The sequence below is a fragment of the Bacillus cereus group sp. MYBK79-1 genome, from assembly GCF_051915365.1.
Lineage (GTDB): Bacteria > Bacillota > Bacilli > Bacillales > Bacillaceae_G > Bacillus_A.
Genome location: NZ_JBQAEO010000001.1, coordinates 106,711 through 129,708, shown reverse-complemented (window position 1 = coordinate 129,708; position 22,998 = coordinate 106,711). Strand labels below are relative to the sequence as shown.

Below are 22,998 nucleotides of genomic sequence, written 5' to 3'. Positions count from 1 at the left end.
ATCCCTATCCCCTTTATATGTCTCTACTTTCTAATTTGTAAATAAGCACGAATCATAAAGTAACTCACTTCATTTGGAAGTTGTTCCTTAATCGATTTCAGACCACCCTCTGCATTTTGAACGGCAGTTTCAATCAATGATTCATATTCTGCAGGAACAAAACTGTTCCAGTCTACTTCCATTCCATCTTCAAAACAACGAATTAAATGGTTTTCAATCGTTTGTCTTGATAAGCCACGTTCTTTCGCAATTTCATTTAGATCAATAGCTTGTTTATACATTTCATACGTTTCCAAATGAGAATTTGCTGAAGCTTTCCCTGACTTTTTCCGCTCTGTCACGACTTCTGTCTTAACTGTTTCAGCATAATTTGGATTTTCCTCAATAAAGTGCTGAACTGCTTGTAAGAAGTGAGAACCATACTTCACAAGTTTATGTTCGCCAATCCCTTTTACAGTTAAAAGTTCAGAGTCACTTTGCGGCATTTTCACACACATATCTTTCAACGTTTGGTCAGAGAAAATAACGAATGGAGGTACACCCTCTCCTTGAGCAATTTCTTTACGTACTTCGCGAAGCACTTCAAATAAAGGATGATCTTGAACAATTTGTCTCGTCTCTACTCGTTCTTTACGTAAAACATTCTCTTTACCAAGTAACACTTCTTTCCCTTTTTCCGTTACTTTTAATGTCGGATACGTACCATGTTCAACTGCGATTAACTCATCTGAAATTAAAAACTCAATAAATTCACTAACTTCTTTTACACTACGATTTGATAGTAAGCCGTATGTTGGTAAAGTATGAAAATTAAATTCAACAACTTTCTTATTTTTCGAACCAGTTAACACTTGGGCAATCATTTGTTTTCCAAATCGTTGGTTCGTCCTAATCATACAAGATAGAACCATTTGTGATTCTCTCGTCACATCGATACTTTCGCGGTCGTCCGTACAATTACCGCAGCGGCCACAATCTTCCTTCGGCTCTTCTCCAAAGTATTGCAAAATAAATGATTGTAAACATTGTTCTGTATGACAGTAGTCAGTCATATTTTGCAGTTTTTCAAGTTCATTTGAAAAACGAGATTCTCCTGTCGATTGGTCAATTAAAAAGCGCTGTACTTGCACATCTTGAGAAGAATATAGCAATATACATGCACTATCTAATCCGTCACGTCCAGCACGTCCTGCTTCTTGGTAATAACTTTCCATGTTTTTTGGCAGTTGATAATGGATAACATAACGAATATTTGATTTATCAATCCCCATCCCGAATGCAGATGTCGCTACCATTACACTCACTTCATCACGTAAAAAGAGTTCTTGCTGCTCATTTCGATCGTTATCACTCATACCTGCATGGTATTTTGATACAGAAACTCCTGCTTTCATTAAATCCTCATACAATTGATCAACTACTTTTCTAGTAGCCGCATATATAATCCCAGATTCTTTTCGATTTTGACGAATATAATCCGCCAAATATGCATGACGATCTTGTCCTTTAATAACAGAAAATGATAAGTTCTCACGCTCAAACGTTGTCATAATCGTGTTCTCTTGATTAATTCCAAGTGTGTTGCAAATATCATCACGAACTTGTGGTGTAGCCGTCGCAGTTAAAGCTAATACGAGCGGCTTTTCTGGAAGATAATCTAATATGCGATGTATATGTAAATAACTTGGACGGAAATCATGTCCCCACTGCGAAATACAGTGCGCCTCATCAATTGCAATCATCGGGATTTTCATATCGATAAGTTGGTCAACAAACTCCATTGAATCAAGTCGCTCAGGCGCTACATAAAGTAACTTATAATGGCCTTGTTTCGCTAATTGAATTCGTTGATTCGCTTCTGTAATAGAAATAGAACTATTAATATAAGTAGCTGAAATACCGTTTTGTACTAATGTATCTACTTGGTCTTTCATAAGTGATATTAATGGCGATATAACTAACGTCGTTCCTTCAAATACTAATGCGGGAATTTGATAACAAATTGACTTACCACCACCCGTAGGCATAATACAAACCGTATCTTTCCCATCTAATACATTTTTAATCGTTTCATCTTGTCCCCTTCGAAATGACGAATAACCGAAATAAGACGCTAAAAGTTCTTGTGCTTTTGTAAACAAAAAAGAGTCACCTGCTTTTCTTTATCTTTCATCTACTCCTATTATATCATCACTTATGTGACTTGAAAGTAATCAATACATGACTAACAGCTTGCTTTTTCATTATTTTATGCTTCTTTACGTTTTAAAAGTTGATAGCCATTAAAACGAATTTCAAAATAAATACACATTTTATTCAATCTCCTTGAATACTACTAATCTTATACATATGAATTCAGGAGGTTATTATATGAAACAGCAGAATATTAGTTCCATCCAGCAGAAAACAATACCGAATCAACTCCAATTCTCAAATAATGATGCGTGGAAATATGAATCATATTATAAATACCAGCCATTATTTTCTTATAGAAAACTTTTTCATTTTCTTTCTCGACTTTTTAAACGTTAATTCGTGTGCCAAATATATCATTCACAAAAATTTTCTCAATATATCCCTTATAGACTTACTACAATAAAGTTGATATATCATATGAAATATTCTGTTGGATAAACCCCTTAAGTTGACCTGCTTATTTCAGCAGGTCTTTTTTGATTATTATATATCAGTACACTTTTATAAATGCTTACATGTCTTTTCTACATTTTATAACCATACTCCACTCTCAACAAATGATGATAATAACAAGAAGTAAAATATAATTTCTTTACATCCAATGACGTAATTCTTTTTTTCTCAATACACAAACCGAATTTCACTTGTTACTATATAAGTACTCCAGATGAGTTTTTGCTCATCAACATTATCTAGTCAAAGGGATCTGCCGCGGGAAGCAGCTTCCTTTGACTCTATTAAAGTCCCACTTTATTTGGACACATTTACCAGGTTTTTTTAAGCGAATTTTATGATAATATTACTTAGTCGAGTCCGACATCTCGGCAATACCCTTTGAGGCTCTGCAACTTCCCTTGCAGAGCCTCTTTTACTTTATATTCACTTTATTTATATATACCACAATGAAATTCTTCATCATCTTCCACATCAATTTCTGAAATTAATCTAGGACACGTAACTAAAAATAAATTCCCAACATACTTTGAGTTATACATGTTCAAAGGAGTGTTACCGTTTATGTATTCTTATTGGCAATCGTATTACTCCCCCTATCATAACCCTTATGTACACTTTGATACATCTGTACGTAATTACCGAATTAGTAAAAACGAGAACTTTTTAAAAGGTTATATGCGTTCTTTATGGGAACAACATGTTGCTTGGACGAGATTAGCTATTATAAGTATTGTCTTTAATTTACCAGACGTTAACGTTACAGTTGGGCGGCTTCTTCAAAACGCAACACATATGGGACTATCACTTGAACCATTCTATGGTGAGGATGCTGTAAAAAAATATAGTGCTTTAATTAAAGACCACTTAGTCATTGCAGCGGATCTTGTTAAAGCCGCAAAAGCTGGTGATCAAAATGCAGCAGCTGCTATAGAGAAAAAATGGTACGCTAACGGTGATGAAATTGTGGCATTTCTTACTAGCATCAACCCCTATATAGAAAAAGAAGAATTTAGAAAAATGTTTTATGAACATTTAGCATTAACAAAAGCAGAAGCGCTGGCCTTCCTAAATAAAGATTTTGAAGCAAGCGTAAAACTATACGATAAAATTGAAAAAGAAGCATTAGAAATGTCCGACATGATAACAAACGCAATCGTAAAACAATTCCCGCAAGTGTTTCAATAATAATAAGCCGATTTGAAAAAACAAATCGGCTTATTAAACTTTGTATCAATGAAATTTCACCTCTCCTCTTTACATTTAACGTATATCGATATATTTTATTAATATCCGTTTTTTATAGGAGGAAATCTTTTGATTAACGCCATTGGTCTCGTATTTATACTCACAAATAAACACGAGAAAAAGAAGAAAGTTTATCTAAATGAAAAATTCGCATTAATAGACATTATTGATTCTAAGGAAGTAATTGATGATGAAGGGAACTCATTAGTAGAACTAACATGTAAATACAGTATTTATCTAGATGAAAAATATTATTGTAAATCTCTCGATGATTATACTGGACAAGTATTTCCGTTCTTGAGCGCTAAAATAGGAAAAGGTCTGCTCAGAAACTTAAATTACTATTTCTCTTACGTTGATGCCTATGATAAAAAACCACCCGTTAAAGAAATTAGACCACTTATGAAACAAGTAACGAACAGATAGTGAAAAATACGCAAAAAAGAAAGCATCTAACTTTGGATGCTTTCTTTTTTGAATCTAGAACTCGTTAAGTTCTATCCTTCTTCTAAAAGTATGTATTTAGGCATACTTTAAAGTGAACTACTCGCCACTTAGCAAAACTTGTAGTGGGAGCTTCTCAGTTCCACGACGAAAGTAACCTTTCGTCTCCCTGAGTGTTACTTCAGGCGTTCCACCCCTAGATGACTAACGCTTGGATGCTCTCTTGGTACGGTTGATATTATACGCAGGAACCGAATCGCTTGGTTTTCGCAAACTATTTTCTTCCTGCAACCTCATATATCAAGTTATCAAAGAGCTTCATACAGCTAATTTATCGAAATCTTTTAACTACTGTCAAACCGAAATTCATTAAAAACATTGGAGGATTAAACTGAATGAAATACTCAGAATCGATTGTTAGTAAACGGCTTCGAACACTTAAAATATTTAGTATGTTTATCATGCTAGTTTTAATTGCCTGGCTTGGATATACAAATATTCTAGTTTTATAAGTATAATTATAAATGTTATACTTTTCTATTAGTTGTATCTTATATATTTAAAGGGACTAGTACAAAGAAAAAAGCCCTATATTTAGGCTTTAAATTTATATGTATTTTCTTTCTTCTCCCTCACAATATATATAACTGAAAAGATCACGCAACAAGTTGGCTATAGTTCCTTCCCTTCCCCCACAGCCCCTTTCAACCTCTGCAACATATACCCAATCCCTTTACACCCTTCTAACGGATACATAATAATTTCTTCTGGATACAATTGTGTCACTACTTTCTTATGCTTCTTCCCTGCAAGTAAAACTACTTCATCAAACTGAAGCAACTCTTTTTCAATCATCTGTTGTTTTAATCGTTCCATGCTAATAATTTCATCGTTCTTTGAATCAAAGGCAAGATCATAGTTTTCTAGTACCATATCACTCGGCCTTAAAAACCCATGCTTCGCCGATAAAATAACCCAATTCTCGAAAAACAGAGTTGCATACGCCTGACAGGCTTTTCCGAACGGGCTAATATATACATCTTTTGCCTCCATCGGTCCGGAATCCGGATACTTATCCCAAATTTTCTTTTTTCCACATGGAATTATGCATAACTTTTTCATTTATATTTCTTACCTCTTCTCCCGCATAAATAAAATAAATTATTTTATACATTTTTCAATCAATATGCTATATAATGATTTTAAAAATAAAAAATTACATCTTTTACCACTTAAACAGCATTTTTCACTTATAATTTACTTTTTTAAGATTTGAATTCCCATTCCCCTATTTAAACATAGTACACTCCTTGTAAATATTATAATACTACGAAAAGAATAGTACTTTTACTTTTTAACACGGAAAATAAAAATTACAATATATAAATAAAGTGTTTTCAAAAGGAGGTGCACAAGTGAAAAATATAATCCCTGCACTAGTACTCTATATTATTGTTTGCATAATCGCTATGTTTGCTCCAGCATCTCCAGGCTATAATCATGTTGGCTGGAAGTTGTTTGTTGGGCAAGCGTATGCTATACCTATTTTTCTCATTACAGCTATTATTACATTTTATATAAACAAGAAAAAATCTACGAACAAACAGTTATAAGGATAGCTAATGCTATCCTTATAACTGTTTGTTAAAGATAAAAAAGGACAAGTAGCCAATCCGACTACTTGTCCTTACTGTTTATCTGTACGCAATAAAATTAAGCTTGGAATGCTTCTGTTAATACTGGTACGATTTGTTTTTTACGAGATACAACACCTTTTAAAGTAGCAGTGTTGTTTTCTAGAGATACGTTGTATGCTTTCTCAACAACGTTTGCTGCTTTACCGATCGCAAGACCGACAGAATCGTTAGTTAAGATATCAGTTACAACGAATAAGAATAGGTCTAAACCTTTTTCTTCTACTACTGCAGAGATAACTTTTTCAAGTTCCGCTTGGTGTACAAGAACGTCGTTTGTATCAACAGCGTTTACTTGTGCGATTTCAACTTTCGCATTACCCATTTGGAATTCTTTAGCGTCAAGAGAGATTAATTGCTCCATTGTTTTTCCGCTTAAGTCAGCACCAGCTTTTAACATATCTAAGCCGTAGCTATCAGCATCTACACCAGCGATTTCCGCTAATTCACGAGCTGCCGCTACGTCTTGCTCTGTGCAAGTTGGAGATTTGAATAGTAAAGAATCTGAAATGATTGCAGATAACATTAAACCTGCAACTTCTTTACGAATTGTAACGCCGTTTTCTTTGTACATTTTGTTTAAGATTGTAGCTGTACAACCAACTGGCTCACAACGGTAGTAAATAGGATCACTTGTTTCAAAGTTAGCAATACGGTGATGGTCAATAACTTCTAACACACGAACAGATTCGATATCGTTAGCACTTTGTTGACGCTCGTTATGATCAACTAAAATTACGTTGTCCACTTCGCTTGCTACTGTCTCAACAAAACGCGGTCCTTCTACTTTAAAATAGTCTAACGCAAATTGAGTTTCACCGCTGATTTCGCCTAAACGTACAGGCTCAGCATTCATTCCTAATTCTTTTTTCAATTCTGCATAAGCAATTGCAGAACAAATTGCATCTGTATCTGGGTTTTTATGCCCGAAAACTAGTACTTTTTCCATGTTTTCCACCTCTTCATGAAAAGGATATCTTAAAGAAGCAAATATGACAATATTTAAAGCCCAATTTTTTATAAATAATTGCACTTTCTTCTATATTTTTCATCGTTTTTCGTAAAAAAGATCATCTAAAATGAATTAGATGATCAAAATGTATATTTTATTTAAAATAGTGTAGGAACTTGCACTACATGATTTAGCTCGAAATTCGATGCCAAACCATTATTTACCAGGTTAACATCTATCACTTGATAAAATGCATTCCCAGTATCTGCAATTTCCCATACAGCTAAAATAAGGTGATATCCATTTCTATCAGTAGGTACATTTGCTTCATGTATTACAGAAGTTCCTGGTTTAGCCCCTCCGTCATTTTTCACATAAAATGGTACTAAATCTAAATCAGATCTTGTTAAAGGCTTATTTGGATTCCAATCTTTTTTCGTAATATAGTATTTCCATTCTTTCGTACTATGAGGTGCGGTTAGTTTCCACTTAAATGTATTCGTCCCGCCGTTTAACGTAACTTTCTTCCACCTATCAACTGTTTGAACGTCTAAAGCAGGAAAATGGCCAGCTCCTGCAATTTGTCCATCAGAAGGTCCTAATTGCGGGAATCCACCTATTCCTTCTACACTTTGCGGCTCGTATTGAATTGGCCCGCAATTTACATTTACCCCTTGTTTACATAAATAAGAACGGCTCGCTGGTGATTCAACATACCCATGAGCTGAAGCTTTTTCTGAAAAACCGAAAGTTAACAATCCCGTAAGTAATATACCACCACTTAATATAACTTTCTTCACCTTCTGTAAACCTTTCGTTTTCATCCCGTCATCCCCTTTCCCATAATAAAGCGAAAATAACTATAGTTGGCTAGTCATCTTCTCTACATTCATTATAAGTTGGAAGACCATACAAACAGAACCCCCTAAAAACTTTCTCAAATTCATTTAGTTCATTAAATAAATTTTATTGATAAATTCATATAACACCGCCAGAGAAATATAGACGGTGTTATAATAGTTGCTTATTATTCATTCACTTACAATTAGTCATTATAACCGTTTCACTACAGTTTAAATAATTTTATAATATATAACCGTTGCATCTAAATTACCATTTGGAGATATTGCGTATTCTGGTATTTTTCCAGCTTCTTGATAGTTTAATGATTTATATAATCTATTGGAAGGGTCTCCTTCTCTCGTATCTAGCACTAAAAGGGACCTTTTCTCTTGTTTTGCTCGCTCCTCTGCTTTTTGCATAAGTAAACGTCCAATCCCATTACGTCTAAAGTTTGGATGAGTCATTAATTTACAAATTTCAGCTCTATGAATCCCATTAGGCTTTGTAACTAAATGTAATTGAATACTCCCTACCACTTCATTATTTATTTTAGCAACATACAAGATCACTTCTGGTGCTAATACAGTTTCCCAATACTTCGCTGATTCTTTTTGTTCCAGTGGAGGTAAAAAACCAATTGACGCCCCCTCATCTACAACCGTTTTCAAAAGTGTAGAAAGCTCCTCCACATCATCTTTTATTTGCTTAATCTCTTCAATTACTACATTTTGCATTACTAATCCCCCTTTTGTTTCATTGTACCAATTTTAAACGAAGGAACAATGAAATACTAAGATGAAATTATTAGAATCTATAATTGGTAAGAGCATATACAAAATTCTTTCTGATGTAGAGAAATCAATTTATAAAGACATAGAATATTAAAGTGAATACAAATTTAATTTCACATAAAAAACGTTTTAAACATAAAGTTTAAAACGTTCTTTTCTATTCAATGATTTTGATTTTTCAGTTCTGTTAAACATTCCTGTACTAAAGTTACCGCTTGACTCATTGCAGCTCCACCAGCAAATGCTGCTGATACACCACATGCTTCCAGAATTTCTTTATCTGAGCATCCTTGATCAAGGCAACCCTTTGTATGATAAATGGTACAATATTCATCTTGCGTTGCTAAACTAATTCCTAATGCGATAAGTTGTTTTTCCCTTTTTGTTAAAGCGCCCTCTTGAAAACAAGCTTGCGTGAATGCATTATATGTTTCAGCAATTTCAGGAATTTGGTTTGTAAAACTACCGATACCTTCTTTATAATGATGTAGAACGTCATTTACTGAACTATGTTGTTCTTGTTCCATCTTATTATTACCCCCATTCCAATTATGTGTACCTATTGTAGTATGTGATGAAAAGAAGGCAATATACCCCTTTAAATAAAAAGAATATTCAGTTTATTTAATTTACAATTTTAGGCTGTCATCTACTACTGATTGTTCTTTATAGTTTTTCCTTTCAATCTCTTTACTTCTTTCTTCCCAAAATGTTAAACCTTCAATTCCTACATTTTTAGGATCAAATACCGGATCTTTCCCTTCTTTTTTCTGTGCTTCATAATCTTTTAACACTTTTAATGCGATTTTACTTAATAGTAGAATCGCGATTAAGTTTAACCATGCCATACTACCAATTCCTAAATCTCCAAGATTCCATAAAAGCGAAGCTGATTCTACACTACCGACGTAAACCATAATTAAAAATCCAATTTTTAAAACTGGTTTTAACCATCTATGTTTAAGATCACGATCTAAATAAGTAAGTGTCGTCTCAGCGATATAGTAGTATGCGAGTAATGTTGTAAATGCGAAGAAGAAGATTGCGATTGAAATGAATAATGGACCAAACCCTGTCATAACAGTTTCAACTGCTTGTTGTGTATAGATTGGACCAGCATCAACATTCCCTATATTCTTTACAATAGCGCTTTTTCCTTCAGGTATAACATTATACATGCCTGTTATTAAAATCATAAGAGCTGTCGCTGTACATACAACAATTGTATCGATATATACAGAAAACGCTTGCACTAACCCTTGTTTTGCAGGATGGGATACTTCAGCGGCAGCGGAGCTATACGTCGCTTCTCCAACACCAGCAACATTTGAAAATACAGCGCGCTTTACCCCCCATGCAATTGCTGCACCGACGATTCCGCCAAACATTTCATTTACACCAAAAGCACTAGAGAAAATTAAAGAGAACATACTTGGAATTTCTGTTACATTCGCAATTAATACGATACATGTAACAATTACATAACCAATTGCCATAAATGGAACAAGCATTTGGGAAACGCCAGCAATTCTCTTTACGCCGCCAAAAATGATTGCTGCTAATAATACGACTAACAATATACCAGTTATATATTTACTAATACCGTTAGAGTTTTCAAATCCAACTGCGATACTACTAGATTGAATACCTGGTAATAAAACGCCATATGAAAGTGTTACAACGACCGCTACAATAACTGCAAACCATTTCATTTTTAAGCCTTTTTCAATGAAGTATGGTGTACCACCGCGATATTCATTTCCCACTTTACTTTTATACACTTGAGATAATGTTGATTCAACAAATGCACTAGCTGCTCCTAAAAGAGCCATTACCCACATCCAAAATACCGCTCCAGGTCCGCCAAAAGCGATAGCTGTCGCGACCCCTGCAATATTACCTATTCCAACCCTACCAGATAACGCTAAACAAAATGCTTGAAAGGATGAAATTCCCGTCTCCGAGCTCTTCCCTTCAAATAATAATTTAATCATCTCTTTAAAATAACGGATTTGTAGAAAACGAGTTGCGATTGTGAAATACACGCCTGCCCCTAATGCAAAAACAACTAACCCAATACTCCATACTTGCCCTACTAACCACTCTACTAATTGCTCCATCCAAATCCCCCTTATCATTCTTTTGAAAGCTATTTTATATATAAGAAAACGGACAACTATTATAAAATCTTCCAGTTGTCCGCATCTCTTATTATTTCATCCCTCTATTTATTAATAGTTAGATTCTCTATTACTTTATATTCACCCAAACACTTTTCACTTCTGTATAGTTATCAAGCGCATATGAACCTAACTCACGACCGATACCAGATTGTTTAAACCCACCAAATGGTGCAGCTGCATTTTCTAAGTTATAATCATTAATCCATACTGTTCCTGCCTTTAGTTTATTGGCAACTTGATGTCCTGTTTTAATATTTTGAGTCCATACGCCGGCAGCGAGTCCGTAAGAAGAGCGATTTGCTCTTTCGATTACCTCTTCCGTTGAATCAAATGGAAGTACAACGACAACTGGCCCGAATATTTCTTCCTTAACTATCGTCATATCGTCGGTAACATCTGTGAATACCGTTGGCTGTACAAAATAACCTTTTTCAAATGCACGTTCACCACCAGCAGCAACAGTAGCCCCTTCAGCTTTCCCTTGTTCAATGTAATGTAGCACACGCTCTTGTTGCTTTTTAGATACGAGTGGACCCATTTCCGTCTCCTTCTCCATACCTGCTCCAAGTTTCACGTTATTCGCCATTTTTACTAGTTCATTTACGACTGTTTCGTAATGTTTTCGGTGAACGAATACGCGAGAGCCGGCACTACAATTTTGACCGTGATTATACATAATGCCTTGGAATGCGCCGTTAATCGCTTCTTCTAAATCAGCGTCTTCTAAAATGATATTTGGTGATTTACCTCCAAGTTCTAACGTTACATGTTTAATTGTTTCTGCAGATTGACGCATAATATATTTCCCTGTAACAGTTGAACCTGTGAAGGCTACCTTATCAATATCATGATGGTTTACGATAGCAGCTCCTGCTACAGGACCAAAACCTGGAACAAAGTTTACTACACCATCTGGAAAACCTGCTTCTTTAAAAAGTTTCGCTGTATATAATAATGATAAAGGCGTTTGTTCTGCTGGCTTTAATACGATTGTACAACCTGTTGCGAGTGCAGCTCCCATTTTCCAAGAAGACATAACGAGCGGAAAATTCCAAGGAATTATTTGACCTACAACGCCAACAGGTTCATGGCGTGTGTAATTTAAGTAATCTTTTGAAATTGGGATTGTTTGCCCGATTATTTTTGTAGCCCATCCCGCGTAATAGCGATAATTTTCTACTGTTGCTGCAATATCATCATCTAGTGCTACTTGATATGGTTTCCCGTTATCCAATGCTTCTAACTGCGCTAATTCTTCTCCATGCTCTTCAATTAAGTCTGCTAATTTATAAATAAGATGCGCTCTTTCAGCGGTAGTCATTTCTGCCCAAGGTCCTGATTCAAATGCAGATCTTGCCGCTTTTACTGCTGCATCAACATCCTCTTCTTGCGCTTCGCATACGACAGCTAGAACATCTTCTGTTGCTGGATTGTATGTCTCAAATGTCTTCCCGCTAATGGAAGGAACAAATTCACCATTAATAAACATTTTAATTTCTTCATTTAAAAACGCTTTCACTTTTGGCCTCAGCTCAAAATTTGTCGTTAACATATATGATCTCCTCCTTAGTTAAACAGCTGCATGAGCTGCGATTTTTGAAATAAGCATTTGAAGTTTTTGATCTTCTTCTTCAGTTAATCCAAGTCTCGGATAACGAGAAGGCCCCCCGGCTTGCCCGTGCAATTCCATGGAGCGTTTAACGATTTGTACATACTTTCCTGATCCTTCCAGAAACTCGCAAAGTGGTAAAATCGCATCGTTAATTTCCCAAGCTTTTTCTAATTCACCATTTTGGAAATGCTCATACATTTTCGTAACAAGTCCCGGTACGATATTTCCGGCTACAGAAACCCACCCTGTTGCACCAACTAAATATGATTCCATAACTAAATCTTCAGATCCGCAGAATACTTGAAAAGCACCTTCGCCTTGTCTTACTAAATCTCTTGCTTTTCGAATATCCCCGCTAGATTCTTTAATATGTGTAACATTTTCACATTCTTTTCCAATACGTAGCATGAGCTCTGTACTTATATCAACACCAGATGTAAACGGATTATTGTATAACATAATTGGTATATTTACAGCGTTTGAGATTTCTTTAAAATGAAAATAAATTTCCTCTTCTTTCGGTTTACAATAGTACGAGTTAATAATTAATGCGCAATCCGCTCCATGCGCTTCTGCATGTTTCGTATATTCAATCGTCTCTTTCGTCGTTTCTGCTGCAGTTCCAACAATAACTGGAATACGTCCATCAACTTCTTTTAATACTGTTTCTACCATTTTAAATCGTTCTTCTTTTGATAAACTAACAAATTCCCCTGTACTTCCATTAATAATAATGCCAGCTACTCTTTGCTCAATAAAATAGTTTACGTTTTGTTTTACACCGTTCCAATTAATTTCTTGCAACTCATCCATCGGTGTGATTAATACCGGAAATGCCCCTTTAATTTTTTTCATATTTATCTCTCCCTTTACCATTTTATTTTAATAAAAATCCTGTCGGAAACGGATCTGTAGGGTCTAATAGAAACGTCTGCATCCCTGTAATATACCCTCTACTTTCAAAACGGAAAATGTAACCCGTTTCTTCCTTCTTCACTTTTTCAACAGTTATAAAGCTATTAAAGATACTTTCATTTATAAAAGGTTTATCCGCTATATAATCATTTTTAAATAATGTATGAACAAAAGACACAATAGTAGAGACAAACCCCGGCGAACGTACGATAAAGTTATCTTCATGAAATGTAATCGACTTTATATGGTTCTTTTCTTTTTGCGTGGAATCTACTAAAATAAGTCTTTTTATAAGTGACTGTTTTTGTATAGCTTGAAGTGTAGCTTCTCCCCATTTTTTCAATTCTGAAATGCTTTCAATACGAATTTCTGGCGAATACGCACCTTTTTCTACAACTGCGTATACTTTATCTGCCTGTATGAGAGAGTAACTTATATTACCAACTTGTAAATTTTTCTCAATCATATAACATAGTTTACTTTCAAACGAAACAGATACAACTTCATCATTCTCTACATACGCATAGACTGAAAATATGCCAGATAACGTTTCGATTTTGTATTGATTCGTATCTCTCTTTTTTAAATAACCACTTTCTAGTAACATCGTTATTACTGCGACAATACCTCCATAATGAAGAGGAATGGATCCTTCATGATTAAAAAATAATACAGCTGCATCGACTTCCGTATGAATAGAAGGAACGACAATACATCCATTTAAACCGATAAAACCACGCGGTTCATTTAATAAAAGCTGCATTTCTTCTGCTAATTCACCCGAAAATTGTTCATTTAATTGATCTAAACTGCAGTAGTATTTACAAGGTACATCTTTCATTACACGAAATGCTTCACCATTTACATGTACGTCTACTGTTGTATACATTTTTTGAATGTTCATTTTACATCCTCCGTTTCATGTTCCATCGGCGGAATTAGCAAAAAGCCTTCTTTAAGTGGATCCATTTCATTGTAAAAAAATCTATGCATTCCCATAAGCCAAGCTGAACCTGTAATTTTTGTTACGACAGCTTCAATATTTTCAACATTTGTCGTATTTATGACGTACCCTTTAAATAGAGAGCCAACGATACTCTCGTGAATAAACCCTTCATTCATCTCGATTTTTTGATTAGCGTATAATACCGCTAATTTCGCTGATGTTCCTGTACCACATGGAGAACGATCAATTCCCCCTGGTGGAACAACAACTGTATTTTTCACATGCGCACTTTCATGAGTAGGACTTGTATAAAATTCAACATGGGTTAATCCTCTAATAAACGAATGCTCTGGATGAATGATTTCAAATTTTTCATTTATAATATTTCTAATATGAATAGCCTTATCGATGATTGTAGATGCATTTTCCGGTACTAACTCTAAACCTACTGACTTCGCATCAATAATGGCATAGAAATTTCCTCCATATGCAATATCTGCTTCAACAATTCCAATTCCTTCGACTTGTACAGTAATATGTTTCAGTAAAAAAGCCGGTATGTTACAGAAGGAGACTTCTTTTGCTTTTCCATCTTGAACAAAGATATCCACTTCAACTAAGCCGGCTGGCGTGTCTAACTTTAACGAAGTAATCGGTTCAACTACCGGAATTAAACCTGATTCAATTAAAGCTGTACATACACCAATTGTATCGTGACCACACATCGGTAAATATCCACCTGTTTCTATGTAAATAACACCAATATCTGCTTCAGGATGACATGGATCTGTTAATAGTGCTCCTGACATTACATCATGACCACGCGGTTCATTCATTAACAATTTGCGAATCCAGTCATACTCCTTTTTCATATGTAACATCTTCTCTGCCATCGTCTCTCCAATTAACTTTGGAAGTCCGCTTATCAATGTTCTCGTTGGATTCCCGCCCGTATGTGTATCGATTGTCGTAAAGACTCTTTGTGACCTCATCCGTTTAACACCCTTTCTGTAAAACGACTCAAACGAAGTGGTTCAATTGGAATGATTGTTTCTTTTTCATTTAATAACTCTTCAATCACTTTTCCAGTAACTGCTGCAAGGCTAATGCCATCCCCTTCATGCCCCGCTGCTATAAAGTAGGTCGGAATATGTTCCACGCGTGAAATAATTGGCAAATGATCTTCTGTCCATGGGCGTAATCCAGCGTATGAACGAATCACCATCATATCCGCCATTTTCGGATAAAAGCGAATTGCTCTGTTCGCAATACATTTAATAACCTCGTTATTTATCCTCGTATGAAATCCTACAAACTCTCTACTACTACCAATTAAAAAATTTTGGCTTTCTGTCGGCTCAAATACAAGAGCTACCCCATATTTTTCAGTTAAAGCATCCACTTTTCGTTTCCCACCAAATTTAGAAATTAAATAACCAAATTCCATTACTTTACGGCAACCAACGTGTTGTTGCCTTGAAGCTACAATAATATGGCCTTTTCTTGGTTCAATTGGGATATTTACATCCAACATTTCTCCGATTTTCGGAGCCCACACACCAGCTGCGTTCACCACTTGCTTCGCAGTAAACGTACCGTTAGTCGTTTCTACAATAAAGGAACCGTCTATACCTCTTTTCATTTCTTTTACTTCCGTATGATTAAAAGCTTTCGTACCAAATTTCTTCGATTCTGCAAGAAGTGAAAAAGCAAGAAGATATGGATTTACAGTTGAATCCGTTGCGCATTCTAAACCACCTAATAAATCGTCCGCAAAAAATGGCGATTCCGCTCTTATATCTTGCCTATCAAGCATTCGGAACGGTAAACCGGCTTCTTTTTGACGATTCACCCATTGCTCCGCTGCTTCCATTTCTTCGTCTGACTCACATACGAGAATACTTCCTGGCGCCCTATATTCAAATGAGTGCTCTAACTCTTCACTTAAATCAGTAACTAATTTTTGACTTACTAACGACATTTGACTATCAAACCCCGGATCTTTATCGATAGCCAAAATATTTCCGTCACACCGTGAAGACGTCCCACTGACAAATTCTCCTTTTTCAATGATTGTTACGTCTCTTCCGTATTTTGAAGTGTAATAAGCGATAGAACACCCTATAATACCACCGCCTATTATTAAAACGTCACAGTGCCTCACGTAGCACCCCTCCCTTCTTTTTCATCTCTCACTTTCTTTTATGCAATTGACGTGCCAACTGTACATATATACAATTTTTATTAATATTATTTTTATTTGTAAAAATATTTTAAATTTATCGTAAATAGGTGTATTATTTTTTTATCACTGTCAAAATTTTTATACATAACAGGAGGACAATATGGCATTCTCATTTCCCACAATAAAAGAATTTCTAAAAACTTTATCAATTGATCATACAAACAGCATGCAACATATTGAGCAAGTTAACGAAAAGTATTATTACCGCTCTTCTACTACAGAAGAATATAACTGTGCAGTAATAAATGAAAATGACTCATTCATCGCTTTAATTGACGCATTCTCCAATGAAATAGTCGTTATCATAATGAACGAAAATAAAGAGCCTATATACTGTATAACGACTCAGCAAATCATTCCGTTTCTAGTTAAGTCCTACAATGAACTACAATCTTTCTATAACACCGTAATTCAAACTACGGATTCTTCCGTTACAGTCATCGATGATAAAGAATGTGTTCGAACTTGGACAGATGGCGCCGAAAAGATTTTTTCAGTCAATCATAATGAAATTATTGGACAACCTATCACTCGCTTTTTTGACTATAAAGATTTGGAGATCCTACAATCATTACATGACGGAAAAAGCATAATCGCTCAGTTCCATCAACCTCGTCCAGATTTGTTCGTATTAATAAATTCAAACCCAGTTTATTGTAACGATGAAATTATTGGAGCAGTCGTTTCAGAAACAGATGTTACAAATCAAGTCGCACTTAATGAAAAACTATTTAATATGTCTCATGAAATGCACCGTTTAGAACAAGAGGTTGCAAAGTACAAAGAGGAATCAGATCCTTTCCTTGCCATGAATGGAAAGAGCCCTGTTATACAAAGAACGATTCAATTAGCTAGAAAGGTTTGTTCGGTGAAATCAACTGTTTTAATTCTCGGCGAAAGTGGTGTTGGGAAAGAAGTATTTGCGAAAGCGATTCATGAAGCAAGCGAGGCGGCTAAAGCACCTTTCATTTCAATTAACTGCGGCGCCATTCCAGAAGCGTTATTTGAAAGTGAATTATTCGGGTATGAGCGCGGGGCGTTTTCTGGTGCAAATAGTAAAGGTAAGAAAGGTAAAATAGAGCTCGCGCAAGGTGGCACACTATTCCTTGATGAAATAGGAGAAATGCCACTCGATATGCAAGTAAAGCTATTGCGTGTATTACAAGAACGAAAATATTACCGAGTTGGTGGAGAAAAAGAGATTCATATTAATTTCCGCATTATCGCTGCTACAAATCGTGATTTACAAGAGGAAATGAGAAAAGGCACGTTCCGAGAAGATTTATACTATCGCTTAAATGTAGTTAGCTTGCATATTCCACCGCTGCGCGAAAGACGCGAGGATATTATTGAATTAACCTATTCTTTCTTAAACGATTTTTCAATCAACTACAACAGACCAATTCGTGACTTACCTTCCAGCATTATGCATGAGCTACTTCATTACAATTGGCCAGGTAATATTCGCGAGCTTCGTAACGTTGTTGAAAGACTTGTCGTATTTGCGACTGACGGTATTATAAAACAAGAATATTTACCATTTCATACAACCGAAACGTTAGACAATCCTACGGCACATTCCCTATTACTCAGCAACAATCATACGATTCTCTCTTTGCAAGAAGAGATGGATGAGCATGAGAAGAAAGTCATTGAGAGGGCTTTACGCATATTAAATGGAAATAAATTAGAGTGCGCGAAACAACTCGGTGTAACGAGAGCCACTTTATATAACCGTTTAAAAAAGCTTGGATTACAATAACCGTCTCTCTCCTCTATATTGGCATAGTTTTTGCATAATAATTTGTGCAAACCGAACTAGAGGAGGAATACATATGACGAATAAAGATCACTTAATTGTTTGTCGATGTGAAGAAGTTACATACGGTCAACTTCAATCGACAATTGCTGAATATAAATGCTCGGCAAGAGAATTAAAACTAAGAACACGTGCTGGCATGGGATTTTGCGGTGGTCGCACATGTAGAATGATGATAGATCGAATGATTGAAAGTGCAAATCCTGACGTAACTACTAATGAAATTCCATTAAAATATCAACCACCTGTGCGCGCAGTCACCTTTGGAACGGTAGGTGAAAATCAATGAATAGAATTACCCATCACCCTATTTTAGGGAGTTTAAATAATAGTAAGCGCATCACTTTCCAATTTAACGGGCAACAATATGAAGCCTATGAATATGAAACGATTGCGGCCGCTTTACTCGCAAACGGAATACGAACATTAAGAGTGCATGAAGATAGCGGAACACCGCGAGGTATTTACTGTAATATTGGGCATTGTTCTGAATGCCGCGTCACAGTAAACAATCAAACGAACGTACGCGCATGCTTAACCGTTGTAGAAGACAACATGGTTGTTGATAGTGGTAAACAGCATCCAAATATCGTGAGAGAGATGGTGAAAAAGCGATGAACGATGTCATTATTATCGGAGCTGGACCAGCAGGTTTATCTGCCTCCATCTCTTGCGCTCGATTTGGACTGAATGTACTTGTTATAGATGAATTTATGAAACCTGGCGGAAGGTTGCTCGGACAATTACATCAAGAACCTACTGGAGAATGGTGGAACGGAATAGAGGAATCAAAACGACTTCATGAAGAAGCAAAATCACTTTCAGTTAATATTCGATGCGGTATTTCCGTCTATAATTTAGATAAAGATGAAAGTTCTTGGTTCGTACATACGAATATCGGTACGTTAGAAGCACCGTTCGTTTTACTTGCTACTGGCGCCGCTGAGTACTCTATCCCTCTTCCTGGTTGGACACTTCCAGGAGTCATGTCAATTGGGGCAGCCCAAGTTATGACAAATGTACATCGCGTTCAAGTTGGGCAAAAAGGAGTAATTATTGGTGCTAACATTTTGTCATTCGCTATTTTAAATGAATTACAATTAGCGGGAATTAAAGTGGAACATATCGTACTTCCTGAAAAAAGCGAATTAAGTCAAAAGGCTGGTGAACCAGAAGAAGTTTTAAATTCTCTCTTACATGCTTCCCACCTTGCCCCGTCACCATTATTACGTATAGGTAGTCGATTGATGAAATATAATTGGGCGAAACAAGCTGGATTAAACTTCTATCCAAATAACGGTATGAAAATAAATGGCACACCTCTTCACCTCCGAAAAGCAGCTCTTGAAATTATCGGTACAGATCAAGTTGAAGGTGTACGTGTTGCTAATATTGATACGAAAGGAAACATCATAACTGGAACGGAACAAATATATGAGGCAGACTTCGTTTGTATTGCCGGCGGCTTATACCCTCTTGCTGAGTTAGCCGCTGTAGCTGGTTGTCCTTTCCGTTACATTCCGGAATTAGGCGGGCACGTACCTCTCCATTCCGAAACAATGGAAACCCCTCTTACCGGTTTATTTGTAGCGGGTAATATAACTGGCATTGAAAGCGGGAAAATCGCAATGGCACAAGGAACTGTTGCTGGTTATTCAATCGTAAAACAAGCAAATAAAAAAGCTCATTCGGTTGAACAACACTTGCGACAAGCAATTCAAAATGTCCACACTGTGCGTCAACAAGCTGCCATTCAGTTTAACCCGATGGTTGATGTTGGTAGACGGAAGATAAATGAGATCTGGCGTGATTTTCATTCTAAAAAGGATACTTCATATAAACAACAAGAAATTATTTAATATACTTTCTATAACAAAAGGCTCCCCTTATCACCAATAATAAGGGGAGCTTTTCAAATTATTTCACTTCAATTGTCCAATCACCATCTGCTTGAATAGTGAAAATATGTATGCCATTTTCTTTTACAGGCATTTTTTTCGTTGTATCAGCTGCACCAATTTCATTAAATACTATACTATCATTTAATTCAACAATAAAATTACTTTCACCGTTCATATGTACACCATGTAACTCTTTCAAGCCTTTTTCAAGTTTTACAAAAACAGCATCAGATCCATGGCCACTAATTGTTCCCGGAGTTGTTATTACTTTATCCATTGGAATAGACTGTGACATATTGACTTTCCAATGACCATCCGCTGTAGGATTGATGAAATATTTACCGCTCTTTTTTACGAGAACTAACCTTTTTTCTTTTCCATTACCAATAAAATTTGAAAGTGAACCAGCGTCATTACCTTGTTCGTCTTTCAACTCAAGAATCGCATTACTTTCTCCTGTATGTTCTACCTCAGCAATGACAAATCCAGATTTTAATTCAAAAAAGTCAGAAGAATTCTCACCATCACCTTCTAATGAAACATTATTATCTTGAGATAATCTTTCTACTGTACTTTTCTCTGTAATTTCTTTAGCTTTTGGGCTAGTAGTTGCAGTTTGTTGTTCCACATTCTTATCTTTCTTTTCGTTCGTTTGTACATCTTTTGTTTGTTCTGTTGAATTACAAGCAGTTAAAGATAAACAAACCGCAGCTAATGCTACTAATAATTTCTTTTTCATTATATCCTCCTATTAACATAAAATATTCCTGCTTATAATAACATGTTTTTACCAATTCATTAGTTTATTAATAATTGGATTTTATCCCAAAAAAGGAAACATACTAATAATATTAATCAAAATAAAAAACTGTTAGAGCATAAGGCTCTAACAGTTTTATTGTTCATCATTATTAAATTTCGCTAATGCGTAAATGCCTTCTTCATCGTCTAATTCAAGTTGTAATCTTGCTGCAAATGAATTGACATTATATTCTCTGTCAAGCAATAAGCGTAGTGCTTCGATTAAATTCGCTTGAATTAAAATTTGTTTGCGACCATTTACCTCTACTTCAGCAGAGAAACCATAGTCATCATCATACATTAGTTCAACTAAAACTTCTTCTGGACCGACTTGTCTTTTTTCAGCGATATATACGCAAAGCGAATTGATAAGTTCTTGTTCAGAAATTTTTATTGTTTCCATGCTACTTCATCTTCCTTTTTCTTACGTTGATCTTTGAAGTATTTAAATGCACGAACTGCTAACATTACGATACCAGCCATTACTAACATATTTACCATAAACGCTAATACAGAACCAAGAGCTCCCATATTTGCAAATAAGCTACCCATTAGTAAACCACCAAGACCACCTAGTAATAAACCTTTCATAAAGCTTCCTTTATTACTTTTTGGTGCTGTGTTTGTTGCTTTTGTTTTTGAGTCTGTTGTCGTTTTTTGTGAATTCACGTTATTATCTTTTTTGTTCAAATCAACTTTTGACTTTTGACCAGAACTTGGTGTGTAAGATTTTTTACCAGATTTGTAACTCTTCGCTGCTGCGTGATCTACAAACATGAAGCTACTAGCTCCAAAGATAACCATGAATGCTGTCATGACTGCTACAAGTTTTTTCAACATATTATATCCATTCTCCTTTTATATAGATATATGTGAAATCTATCTTTCTCGTAAATGTAGAATGATAGATTTATTTTAAAAACATTTTAAAGGTTCTTATGAACTTATTATATGAACTTTTGTCGAAATATGCAAGTATTATTTACTTCCGACAGTTTTATGACATAAGGAAAAATTAAGCAAAACAGAATTGACTTTAAATGAAACAAAACATATTATAGGTTCATAAGAACTTTTATTATTTATGGAGGTGAAAAGATGGAAACATTTCATCTCACACGAAACGAAATGGCTACCCTTCTTCTATCACTAAGAGGATGGAATACGAAAAAGCCTCTCGGTATTTTACAAGAAGCGTGGGCGAAGTCACATAAAAAAGATATTGAAAGCGGACAAAGCGTTACTGCTTTTATTACTACCGCACTTTCACCTATTTTTGAAAAACTAATTAAAATTGACGATACAGACGTTGGTTTTTCATTAAATGAAATAGTTGCGCTTGGAAATCAGATTGAAAATACAAGTTTCTCAGTAACAGCTATGCAAAACTGGGTGAAACGAGATATAAAAGAAATGATTGGCTCTCCACAAAAAGGGAAAAAATATTCAATTGAACAAGCAGCCTTACTATTCATTGTAGAAGATTTAAAAACAGCACTTGATTTTGAATCTATTCGTAAGCTATTACGCCTTATCGTAAATGACCCAGCTGATCGAAGTGATGACTTAATCAATCCTGTTCATTTATATGGAGCATACTCTTCTCTATTTGAAGAACTCAATCAAGGGAACTGCTTACAACTAAATGCAACAGATACAGTTCATACAATTGAAAACATCGTAAAAGAAAAAGCAGATAAAATCGCAAGCAAGTTCGATCAAATTAATAACGAGCAACGTGAAGCGATTCGTAACGCAATTATTATCGCCACACTTTCTGTACATACTGCATATGTACAAATGTTAGCGAAACGTTACGTAACTGCAACGTTATTTTTACAGAACTTAGATGTGAAGCCGTAAAAAATAGGAGCAGAAATGCTTCTATTTTTTTATAACGAAAACAAGCATCTACCTGTTATATATTTAGAACAGGTAGATGCTTGTTTTTCTAG

General features: G+C 35.4%; 23 protein-coding genes and 1 pseudogene. 9 read left to right on the top strand and 15 right to left on the bottom strand.

Annotation, left to right across the window (positions count from 1 at the left end; translation table 11 throughout):
• Positions 1 to 23: 23 nt before the first annotated feature.
• Positions 24 to 2,141 (bottom strand): DNA helicase RecQ, encoded by a 2,118-nt coding sequence (gene recQ, locus ACTFOB_RS00720; RefSeq protein WP_440023918.1) that lies wholly within the window; start codon positions 2,139 to 2,141, stop codon positions 24 to 26.
• Between the two features lie 1,072 nt (positions 2,142 to 3,213).
• On the opposite strand from recQ, the gene ACTFOB_RS00715 reads away from it, so the two are divergent.
• Both ACTFOB_RS00715 and ACTFOB_RS00710 read left to right on the top strand, forming a co-directional pair.
• Positions 3,214 to 3,837: an acetylglutamate kinase gene (locus ACTFOB_RS00715; protein WP_440023915.1), complete on the top strand. Its 624-nt coding sequence runs from the start codon at positions 3,214 to 3,216 to the stop codon at positions 3,835 to 3,837.
• Positions 3,838 to 3,966: 129 nt separating this feature from the next.
• Positions 3,967 to 4,323 carry a hypothetical protein gene (locus ACTFOB_RS00710; protein ID WP_000606238.1) on the top strand — a complete coding sequence of 119 codons (357 nt, stop codon included), beginning with the start codon at positions 3,967 to 3,969 and terminating at the stop codon, positions 4,321 to 4,323.
• Positions 4,324 to 5,013: 690 nt separating this feature from the next.
• Here ACTFOB_RS00710 and ACTFOB_RS00705 read toward each other — a convergent pair.
• Positions 5,014 to 5,463, bottom strand: coding sequence for a DUF6884 domain-containing protein (locus ACTFOB_RS00705; RefSeq protein ID WP_440023913.1), 450 nt, complete (start codon positions 5,461 to 5,463; stop codon positions 5,014 to 5,016).
• Positions 5,464 to 5,756: 293 nt separating this feature from the next.
• Here ACTFOB_RS00705 and ACTFOB_RS00700 point away from each other — a divergent pair, with 293 nt between their 5' ends.
• Positions 5,757 to 5,954 carry a DUF4017 family protein gene (locus ACTFOB_RS00700; protein WP_440023912.1) on the top strand — a complete coding sequence of 66 codons (198 nt, stop codon included), beginning with the start codon at positions 5,757 to 5,759 and terminating at the stop codon, positions 5,952 to 5,954.
• 100 nt (positions 5,955 to 6,054) lie between these two features.
• Here ACTFOB_RS00700 and ppaC read toward each other — a convergent pair whose 3' ends face one another.
• The 3 genes from ppaC to ACTFOB_RS00685 form a co-directional block, all read right to left on the bottom strand.
• Positions 6,055 to 6,984 (bottom strand): manganese-dependent inorganic pyrophosphatase, encoded by a 930-nt coding sequence (ppaC, locus tag ACTFOB_RS00695; RefSeq protein ID WP_151635314.1) that lies wholly within the window; start codon positions 6,982 to 6,984, stop codon positions 6,055 to 6,057.
• 161 nt (positions 6,985 to 7,145) lie between these two features.
• Entirely contained in the window at positions 7,146 to 7,811 is a 666-nt protein-coding gene (locus ACTFOB_RS00690; protein WP_440023911.1) for a lytic polysaccharide monooxygenase, read from the bottom strand.
• A gap of 249 nt (positions 7,812 to 8,060) precedes the next feature.
• Positions 8,061 to 8,564 carry an N-acetyltransferase family protein gene (locus ACTFOB_RS00685; RefSeq protein ID WP_440023909.1) on the bottom strand — a complete coding sequence of 168 codons (504 nt, stop codon included), beginning with the start codon at positions 8,562 to 8,564 and terminating at the stop codon, positions 8,061 to 8,063.
• A gap of 70 nt (positions 8,565 to 8,634) precedes the next feature.
• Between ACTFOB_RS00685 and ACTFOB_RS00680 the strand changes: the two are divergent.
• Positions 8,635 to 8,715, top strand: a pseudogene (locus ACTFOB_RS00680) (HD domain-containing protein); the annotation flags it as partial.
• Positions 8,716 to 8,782: 67 nt separating this feature from the next.
• Here the strand turns inward: ACTFOB_RS00680 and ACTFOB_RS00675 are convergent.
• The 7 genes from ACTFOB_RS00675 to ACTFOB_RS00645 form a co-directional block, all read right to left on the bottom strand.
• Positions 8,783 to 9,148: a carboxymuconolactone decarboxylase family protein gene (locus ACTFOB_RS00675; RefSeq protein WP_440023908.1), complete on the bottom strand. Its 366-nt coding sequence runs from the start codon at positions 9,146 to 9,148 to the stop codon at positions 8,783 to 8,785.
• Positions 9,149 to 9,250: 102 nt separating this feature from the next.
• A complete protein-coding gene (locus ACTFOB_RS00670; RefSeq protein ID WP_440023907.1) occupies positions 9,251 to 10,741 on the bottom strand; it encodes an alanine/glycine:cation symporter family protein in 1,491 nt (496 codons plus the stop codon).
• A gap of 130 nt (positions 10,742 to 10,871) precedes the next feature.
• The gene (locus ACTFOB_RS00665; protein WP_440023906.1) at positions 10,872 to 12,356 is read right to left on the bottom strand and encodes an aldehyde dehydrogenase family protein; all 1,485 of its coding nucleotides are present in this window, start codon (positions 12,354 to 12,356) and stop codon (positions 10,872 to 10,874) included.
• A gap of 18 nt (positions 12,357 to 12,374) precedes the next feature.
• Entirely contained in the window at positions 12,375 to 13,292 is a 918-nt protein-coding gene (gene dapA / locus ACTFOB_RS00660; protein ID WP_440023904.1) for a 4-hydroxy-tetrahydrodipicolinate synthase, read from the bottom strand.
• Between the two features lies 1 nt (position 13,293).
• Positions 13,294 to 14,235, bottom strand: coding sequence for a proline racemase family protein (locus ACTFOB_RS00655; protein WP_440023903.1), 942 nt, complete (start codon positions 14,233 to 14,235; stop codon positions 13,294 to 13,296).
• Positions 14,232 to 15,269 carry a proline racemase family protein gene (locus ACTFOB_RS00650; protein ID WP_440023902.1) on the bottom strand — a complete coding sequence of 346 codons (1,038 nt, stop codon included), beginning with the start codon at positions 15,267 to 15,269 and terminating at the stop codon, positions 14,232 to 14,234. Before ACTFOB_RS00650 ends, ACTFOB_RS00655 begins: the two co-directional genes overlap by 4 nt.
• The gene (locus ACTFOB_RS00645; RefSeq protein WP_440023900.1) at positions 15,266 to 16,441 is read right to left on the bottom strand and encodes an NAD(P)/FAD-dependent oxidoreductase; all 1,176 of its coding nucleotides are present in this window, start codon (positions 16,439 to 16,441) and stop codon (positions 15,266 to 15,268) included. Before ACTFOB_RS00645 ends, ACTFOB_RS00650 begins: the two co-directional genes overlap by 4 nt.
• A gap of 181 nt (positions 16,442 to 16,622) precedes the next feature.
• Here ACTFOB_RS00645 and ACTFOB_RS00640 point away from each other — a divergent pair, with 181 nt between their 5' ends.
• From ACTFOB_RS00640 to ACTFOB_RS00625, 4 genes are all read left to right on the top strand, one after another.
• Complete coding sequence (locus ACTFOB_RS00640) at positions 16,623 to 18,284, top strand: sigma-54 interaction domain-containing protein (protein ID WP_440023898.1); 1,662 nt, start codon at positions 16,623 to 16,625, stop codon at positions 18,282 to 18,284.
• A 73-nt stretch (positions 18,285 to 18,357) separates the two neighbouring features.
• The gene (locus ACTFOB_RS00635) at positions 18,358 to 18,630 is read left to right on the top strand and encodes a (2Fe-2S)-binding protein (protein WP_440023896.1); all 273 of its coding nucleotides are present in this window, start codon (positions 18,358 to 18,360) and stop codon (positions 18,628 to 18,630) included.
• A complete protein-coding gene (locus tag ACTFOB_RS00630; RefSeq protein ID WP_440023895.1) occupies positions 18,627 to 18,959 on the top strand; it encodes a (2Fe-2S)-binding protein in 333 nt (110 codons plus the stop codon). Before ACTFOB_RS00635 ends, ACTFOB_RS00630 begins: the two co-directional genes overlap by 4 nt.
• A complete protein-coding gene (locus ACTFOB_RS00625; protein ID WP_440023894.1) occupies positions 18,956 to 20,200 on the top strand; it encodes an NAD(P)/FAD-dependent oxidoreductase in 1,245 nt (414 codons plus the stop codon). The genes ACTFOB_RS00630 and ACTFOB_RS00625 overlap by 4 nt, the downstream gene beginning before the upstream one ends.
• Before the next feature lie 58 nt (positions 20,201 to 20,258).
• Here the strand turns inward: ACTFOB_RS00625 and ACTFOB_RS00620 are convergent, their stop codons facing one another.
• The 3 genes from ACTFOB_RS00620 to ACTFOB_RS00610 form a co-directional block, all read right to left on the bottom strand.
• Positions 20,259 to 20,981, bottom strand: a complete 723-nt coding sequence (locus ACTFOB_RS00620) for a hypothetical protein (protein WP_151635284.1) — start codon at positions 20,979 to 20,981, stop codon at positions 20,259 to 20,261.
• Positions 20,982 to 21,137: 156 nt separating this feature from the next.
• Positions 21,138 to 21,446 (bottom strand): YxcD family protein, encoded by a 309-nt coding sequence (locus ACTFOB_RS00615; RefSeq protein ID WP_440023893.1) that lies wholly within the window; start codon positions 21,444 to 21,446, stop codon positions 21,138 to 21,140.
• On the bottom strand, positions 21,434 to 21,883 hold the full coding sequence (locus tag ACTFOB_RS00610; protein WP_063259931.1) for a hypothetical protein: 450 nt from the start codon (positions 21,881 to 21,883) through the stop codon (positions 21,434 to 21,436). The genes ACTFOB_RS00615 and ACTFOB_RS00610 overlap by 13 nt, the downstream gene beginning before the upstream one ends.
• A 258-nt stretch (positions 21,884 to 22,141) precedes the next feature.
• Between ACTFOB_RS00610 and ACTFOB_RS00605 the strand changes: the two genes are divergently transcribed.
• Positions 22,142 to 22,906, top strand: a complete 765-nt coding sequence (locus tag ACTFOB_RS00605) for a DUF1836 domain-containing protein (RefSeq protein WP_000447227.1) — start codon at positions 22,142 to 22,144, stop codon at positions 22,904 to 22,906.
• Positions 22,907 to 22,998: the final 92 nt, after the last annotated feature.

Coding starts and splice junctions, on each gene's coding strand:
- ACTFOB_RS00705 (WP_440023913.1), bottom strand. CDS start 5,463: ATGAAAAAGTTATGCATAATTCCATGTGGAAAAAAGAAAATTTGGGAT.
- ACTFOB_RS00625 (WP_440023894.1), top strand. CDS start 18,956: ATGAACGATGTCATTATTATCGGAGCTGGACCAGCAGGTTTATCTGCC.
- ACTFOB_RS00670 (WP_440023907.1), bottom strand. CDS start 10,741: ATGGAGCAATTAGTAGAGTGGTTAGTAGGGCAAGTATGGAGTATTGGG.
- ACTFOB_RS00685 (WP_440023909.1), bottom strand. CDS start 8,564: ATGCAAAATGTAGTAATTGAAGAGATTAAGCAAATAAAAGATGATGTG.
- ACTFOB_RS00655 (WP_440023903.1), bottom strand. CDS start 14,235: ATGAACATTCAAAAAATGTATACAACAGTAGACGTACATGTAAATGGT.
- ACTFOB_RS00650 (WP_440023902.1), bottom strand. CDS start 15,269: ATGAGGTCACAAAGAGTCTTTACGACAATCGATACACATACGGGCGGG.
- ACTFOB_RS00605 (WP_000447227.1), top strand. CDS start 22,142: ATGGAAACATTTCATCTCACACGAAACGAAATGGCTACCCTTCTTCTA.
- ppaC (WP_151635314.1), bottom strand. CDS start 6,984: ATGGAAAAAGTACTAGTTTTCGGGCATAAAAACCCAGATACAGATGCA.
- ACTFOB_RS00665 (WP_440023906.1), bottom strand. CDS start 12,356: ATGTTAACGACAAATTTTGAGCTGAGGCCAAAAGTGAAAGCGTTTTTA.
- ACTFOB_RS00610 (WP_063259931.1), bottom strand. CDS start 21,883: ATGTTGAAAAAACTTGTAGCAGTCATGACAGCATTCATGGTTATCTTT.
- ACTFOB_RS00715 (WP_440023915.1), top strand. CDS start 3,214: ATGTATTCTTATTGGCAATCGTATTACTCCCCCTATCATAACCCTTAT.
- dapA (WP_440023904.1), bottom strand. CDS start 13,292: ATGGTAAAGGGAGAGATAAATATGAAAAAAATTAAAGGGGCATTTCCG.
- ACTFOB_RS00640 (WP_440023898.1), top strand. CDS start 16,623: ATGGCATTCTCATTTCCCACAATAAAAGAATTTCTAAAAACTTTATCA.
- ACTFOB_RS00630 (WP_440023895.1), top strand. CDS start 18,627: ATGAATAGAATTACCCATCACCCTATTTTAGGGAGTTTAAATAATAGT.
- ACTFOB_RS00675 (WP_440023908.1), bottom strand. CDS start 9,148: ATGGAACAAGAACAACATAGTTCAGTAAATGACGTTCTACATCATTAT.
- ACTFOB_RS00690 (WP_440023911.1), bottom strand. CDS start 7,811: ATGAAAACGAAAGGTTTACAGAAGGTGAAGAAAGTTATATTAAGTGGT.
- ACTFOB_RS00635 (WP_440023896.1), top strand. CDS start 18,358: ATGACGAATAAAGATCACTTAATTGTTTGTCGATGTGAAGAAGTTACA.
- ACTFOB_RS00620 (WP_151635284.1), bottom strand. CDS start 20,981: ATGAAAAAGAAATTATTAGTAGCATTAGCTGCGGTTTGTTTATCTTTA.
- ACTFOB_RS00615 (WP_440023893.1), bottom strand. CDS start 21,446: ATGGAAACAATAAAAATTTCTGAACAAGAACTTATCAATTCGCTTTGC.